This is a genomic window from Vibrio sp. SG41-7 (assembly GCF_014164465.1).
GTDB classification, from domain to species: Bacteria; Pseudomonadota; Gammaproteobacteria; order Enterobacterales; family Vibrionaceae; genus Vibrio; species Vibrio splendidus.
Map to the genome: position 1 here is coordinate 74783 of NZ_JACJFF010000015.1, position 5109 is coordinate 79891.

Below are 5109 nucleotides of genomic sequence, written 5' to 3' on the forward strand. Positions count from 1 at the left end.
GTACTTAACAAATAATGGTCTTTATAGACCTGATGTTGAGACAAGTAATTCCCCTTTAGTTCAGTTGGTAGAACGGCGGACTGTTAATCCGTATGTCGCAAGTTCAAGTCTTGCAAGGGGAGCCACATTCAAGAAAGCCAAGTCGAAAGACTTGGCTTTTTTTCGTTTGAGCAAAAGCTAACTCTATTCAGTATTGCCGCCAACTCAACATCAAGCCCAGATCATCCCCATAAAGTTAAAGCATCCCTTTCCTATCTCGACAGTACCCATCCTTGAATTCGTTCAAACCCTCTCGATACAAACTAAACCACCTCTGAAATTAAGCACCTTTAACCGCGTATCGTCACATGAAAACAAACAGCATGATAGACTGTTACTTTTTTTGCTTCGTAAATTTAATCTCCATCATGTTTTGATATCTTTCTGATATCTGCCCTACACGACTTAGATTAAGATTCGATGAATTATATCTAATACTAATTATTGAATCGCTACGCAGGAAAATATGAAATTAAAAACGCAAGCTTACTTATTATCGGGCATCATCTTGATCGCTCTGCTGGCGCTAACTGCTACTGGTTTATGGACCTTGAGAGTCGCTAGTAACATGGACAACAAAGCTCGTGTGACAGAGCTATTTAAAAGCGCATACAGCATTCTTACTGAAGTCGAAAAAATGGCTATTGATGGCACTCTAAAAGAGCAACAGGCCAAACAGCTTGCTACTCGCCTACTACGTAACAACATCTATAAAGACAATGAATACGTTTATGTTGCGGATGAAAACATGACGTTTGTTGCGACACCTCTGGATCCACAACTACACGGAACCAGCTTTAATGATTTTAAAGACGGTGATGGAAATAGCGTTGGCCAACTCATTCAACGAGTACTTGGCAATCGTACTGGCCAGATCATTGAGTACACCTGGACACAAAAACTTCCAGACGGAACAATTGAAGAAAAACTATCTATTGCAGAGAAGACTCCGCATTGGGGTTGGGTTGTAGGCACCGGTATCGGCTTCAATGAAGTCAATGCGCGTTTCTGGTCTACCGCTCAATGGCAGCTATTCCTTTGTGTGGTGATTGCGGGTCTTATCCTATCGAGCTTGATTGTATCCATTAAGCGAATGCTGGCACTTCTTGGCGGCGAGCCTAAAGATGTAAGAGAAGCGGTACAAGCCGTCGCAGAAGGCCGCATTCAAACCACTTTTGAAACTCAGGCAATAAACGGCAGTATTTATCACGCCGTACAACAAATGAGTAAGTCGTTAGCCGAGCTAGTCTCAAACCTTAATGCATCAATGCTGGCATTAAGAGGTGAGTTACAGCGCGTGGAAGATCGTGCAGGTTCTATAGCTCAGCTGACCGAGACTCAGCAACAGTCGACTGAGATGATCGCGACAGCTATGACGGAAATGGCCTCTTCAGCCAACAACGTTGCTGATTCAGCTGGCGATACTGCCCGTAATACTGACGAAGCTGATAAACAGAGCCAACATACTCAGCAGTTAATTCACAACACGGTAGATAACATTCAAGGTCTAGCAGGCCAACTAGGAACTGCCAGTGAAGCCGTCGCTAACCTAGATAGCGATGTACATAACATCGTTAAGGTCTTAGACGTCATCGGTGATATTGCAGAACAAACTAACCTTCTAGCGCTAAATGCGGCAATTGAAGCTGCGCGCGCTGGTGAACAAGGCCGCGGATTTGCGGTTGTGGCTGATGAGGTTCGTAACCTTGCAGGTCGAACACAATCAAGCACCAAAGAAATCCAGTTAATGATCAATAACCTTCAAGAAGGTTCTCGTAACGCAATAAAAACTATGGAAGTGTGTGCGACGACCAGTGAAAGCACCGTAACAGAGTCCCAGAATGCCTCTGAAGCTCTACAACAGATTGTTATCGCATTAGAGTCTATTTCATCGATGAGTCATCAAATCGCGACAGCCGCCGCTGAGCAGACTCAGGTGAGTGACGATATTTCGAAGCGTATCAATATGATCGAAGAAAGTGGCAACCAACTGAGTAATGTGGTGACAGAAAGTCATAACAGCACTCAAACTCTCGCCTCCCTTTCTAACGAATTAGAAGCTTGGGTTAATAGGTTTGAAGTAAAACACTAAACTCTCGAGTAAATTTTTAAATATAAAAGCACGTTTTCATACGTGCTTTTTTTGTTTCGGTGCCTATTCCGTCCAGTTAACCGTAGTTTCAGTATCTTTTAGAGCATGCTAGACCTAGGTTTTTAGCCCCAAACGAACAAAAACAATCCACTAAGTATAGAAAAACATCAAACGATACTTTTTTTGCAATTTAATGTTGACCCAGAACGCGAAAACACGTTTAATACACCTCGTCGCCCGGATAGCTCAGTCGGTAGAGCAGAGGATTGAAAATCCTCGTGTCGGTGGTTCGATTCCGCCTCCGGGCACCACAATTTATTTGTTGGTGTCCTAGACAACAACAGTAAAGCACAAAGAAATATTATGTGCCGACTTAGCTCAGTAGGTAGAGCAACTGACTTGTAATCAGTAGGTCACCAGTTCGACTCCGGTAGTCGGCACCATTTCTTTAAAGCTTTAAGAATAATTCCCCTTTAGTTCAGTTGGTAGAACGGCGGACTGTTAATCCGTATGTCGCAAGTTCAAGTCTTGCAAGGGGAGCCAAGTTAATCATCAAGCATAAGCTTTTTGATTCATGATGCCGACTTAGCTCAGTAGGTAGAGCAACTGACTTGTAATCAGTAGGTCACCAGTTCGATTCCGGTAGTCGGCACCATTCTCTTGATTAGAGACTAAACAATCAATTCCCCTTTAGTTCAGTTGGTAGAACGGCGGACTGTTAATCCGTATGTCGCAAGTTCAAGTCTTGCAAGGGGAGCCAATTAGAAAAGGCCGCATCACTGATGCGGCCTTTTTGCATATAAGGATCCAAACTTCTCCATGCAAGTACCTTCACCTCTCTAATTCCTTTTCGATTCAGTAACTAACAGTTTCATATTCTTCCAAACCTACCAAGCTTCATTCTTTAATTTGCTTTAAACTCTCACAGTAATAACCGATACATTCACGTATATGTCGGTCGTAACGAACTCGCTACCTAAGATATCTAAAGAATGAACCAAATAAGCTCTAGAAAGGTTCTGTTGATTACTTAACTTGAAGTGATATGCGATTCACTCTTTATCGAAACTATCCACCACAATAGCCCCCATAGACGCTGGCATGGAGATGACGATCACTCTTTTGATCGATACAATTGGGTCGCTTAATAAAGGTAGTTTATCCAAACAAGTTAGCACTAAAGCTACGACCATTGCCGTCATCACATAAGCAATAACTATTCTGAAAATAAACACCGGCAACCGAGCAACAATATCTTTCTGGAATACACTTTCATACGTATAAAAGCCAAGGAATACAGCAGACAATAGAAACAACAACAGCAAGTTAGCGGTAGGTAAAGTCTCCCCTAACTTCCACGCCTCTTCAGAAAAAGAAATCGGCACGGCTAAAGCAAAAGATCCGACAAAGATCTGGCTGGCATCTTCAAAGTTAAAGCTTAATTTCATAGTTCGACCCATTAGGTTTTAAGGCTTTATCTATTTTTAAAATAATCACAAAATTATCCGCCGATGATTTGGGAATTTTCTATTCTTACCAAGCAACAGAAATGACACTTCTTAGCTTAATATTAGTCGTAATAACCTAAACATAGCTTGAACTAACCAGCAAGAAATCAATATGTTCAGAGTAAAAGCGGTGAAAATAACTAATTCATATCGAGTCAACAAGCACATCAGAATCGAAGAGAGACCGGTAAACATCCTAAGATACCAGAGCCTAGAACCAGAGAATTTCAATCAGTTGGGTGATAAACATCACTTCACGTATAGGCACGGATACAGGGATGCTCTATTTCTTAGCTTGTATATCCTTCTGGCAGCACTTTGGCACACTACCTAGCAACTCCCACCTTCAAACTGAATCTAGTTCGATGTTCCCCTTTAAAATGCTTCGAACAAAGTGCTTAATGCTATCGAGAGTGGTTTAAGCTCAATGCATAACAAGAGCTATTAAATCGACTCATTAAGGGCTATAGCGTGCTTAGCAAAAGTCTCCATGATGGAGTCCTAATTACAAATCAGAAGCATCCTCTAGATTCACCGATAAGCCAGAAGTCAGGTTTCCTAAGAGAAGGGCTGTTAGCTGATACTTGAGGGAGACTCCAAGCACTGAGCAAGCAGGATGAGTTGTAATGCTTGTATAGTTTCAGGTATTGAATGGGCCGCTGAGTCAAAACAGTCTCACTACCTAACTTACAACATCGTATGGCTCGAGTATTTGATCAGTAAATTTAAAGTTTGAAGTCTTTCTTGTGTCAAACCACAATTGGAATCAGAAATGATGTGATTCTAGTCGTAGGATTGGGATTTCTGATAAATGACGGAATAATAGGGACGCGTTGGCTAGGAGGAAATCTTATGTGGAAGTCATTAGATGGAGGGGCGAAACACTATAATTTAGATGTAAAAAAGCCCCGCTATTGCTAGCGAGGCTTCTAAATAAATGGCGGAGTGGACGGGACTCGAACCCGCGACCCCCGGCGTGACAGGCCGGTATTCTAACCAACTGAACTACCACTCCGCAGTGTCTATTCAGCATAATGCAATTTAAGCCTGACGATGTCCTACTCTCACATGGGGAAGCCCCACACTACCATCGGCGCTATTGTGTTTCACTTCTGAGTTCGGCATGGAATCAGGTGGGTCCACAATGCTATGGTCGTCAAACAAATTCTGTTGTCAACTTGATGAATCAAATCAACTAAATAATGGTGCTGATACCCAGACTCGAACTGGGGACCTCACCCTTACCAAGGGTGCGCTCTACCGGGCTGAGCTATATCAGCAATTCAGGAATCGTTTAAAGACGATTCTGAAAACTTTTTGTCTTCACTTTTTAAAAGTGAAAATAAATTTAAAGCCTGGCGATGTCCTACTCTCACATGGGGAAACCCCACACTACCATCGGCGCTATTGTGTTTCACTTCTGAGTTCGGCATGGAATCAGGTGGGTCCACAATGCTATGGTCGCCAAGC

At 42.5% G+C, this 5109-nt stretch carries 2 protein-coding genes, 8 tRNA genes and 2 rRNA genes; 7 read left to right on the forward strand and 5 right to left on the reverse strand.

From position 1 onward, the window contains the following. The first annotated feature begins 49 nt into the window (after positions 1-49). The 7 genes from H5300_RS06380 (at position 50) to H5300_RS06410 (ending at position 2891) form a co-directional block, all read left to right on the forward strand. A tRNA-Asn gene (locus tag H5300_RS06380) sits at positions 50-125 on the forward strand. 380 nt (positions 126-505) lie between these two features. Then, positions 506-2131 carry a methyl-accepting chemotaxis protein gene (locus H5300_RS06385; RefSeq protein ID WP_182795653.1) on the forward strand — a complete coding sequence of 542 codons (1626 nt, stop codon included), beginning with the start codon at positions 506-508 and terminating at the stop codon, positions 2129-2131. A 235-nt stretch (positions 2132-2366) separates the two neighbouring features. Then, a tRNA-Phe gene (locus tag H5300_RS06390) sits at positions 2367-2442 on the forward strand. A 56-nt stretch (positions 2443-2498) separates the two neighbouring features. Next, positions 2499-2574, forward strand: a tRNA-Thr gene (locus H5300_RS06395). 24 nt (positions 2575-2598) lie between these two features. Further along, positions 2599-2674, forward strand: a tRNA-Asn gene (locus H5300_RS06400). Between the two features lie 36 nt (positions 2675-2710). Further along, positions 2711-2786: transfer RNA gene (locus H5300_RS06405), tRNA-Thr, on the forward strand. 29 nt (positions 2787-2815) lie between these two features. After that, positions 2816-2891, forward strand: a tRNA-Asn gene (locus H5300_RS06410). 292 nt (positions 2892-3183) lie between these two features. Here the strand turns inward: H5300_RS06410 and H5300_RS06415 are convergent. The 5 genes from H5300_RS06415 to rrf (H5300_RS06435) form a co-directional block, all read right to left on the reverse strand. After that, positions 3184-3579 carry a DUF2391 family protein gene (locus H5300_RS06415; RefSeq protein ID WP_026012249.1) on the reverse strand — a complete coding sequence of 132 codons (396 nt, stop codon included), beginning with the start codon at positions 3577-3579 and terminating at the stop codon, positions 3184-3186. 998 nt (positions 3580-4577) lie between these two features. Next, positions 4578-4654, reverse strand: a tRNA-Asp gene (locus H5300_RS06420). 30 nt (positions 4655-4684) lie between these two features. Next, positions 4685-4800, reverse strand: a 5S ribosomal RNA gene (gene rrf, locus H5300_RS06425). Between the two features lie 42 nt (positions 4801-4842). Continuing rightward, positions 4843-4919 (reverse strand) — tRNA-Thr (locus H5300_RS06430). Between the two features lie 73 nt (positions 4920-4992). After that, positions 4993-5108 (reverse strand): 5S ribosomal RNA (gene rrf / locus H5300_RS06435). Position 5109: the final 1 nt, after the last annotated feature.

Coding starts and splice junctions, on each gene's coding strand:
- H5300_RS06385 (WP_182795653.1), top strand. CDS start 506: ATGAAATTAAAAACGCAAGCTTACTTATTATCGGGCATCATCTTGATC.
- H5300_RS06415 (WP_026012249.1), bottom strand. CDS start 3,579: ATGAAATTAAGCTTTAACTTTGAAGATGCCAGCCAGATCTTTGTCGGA.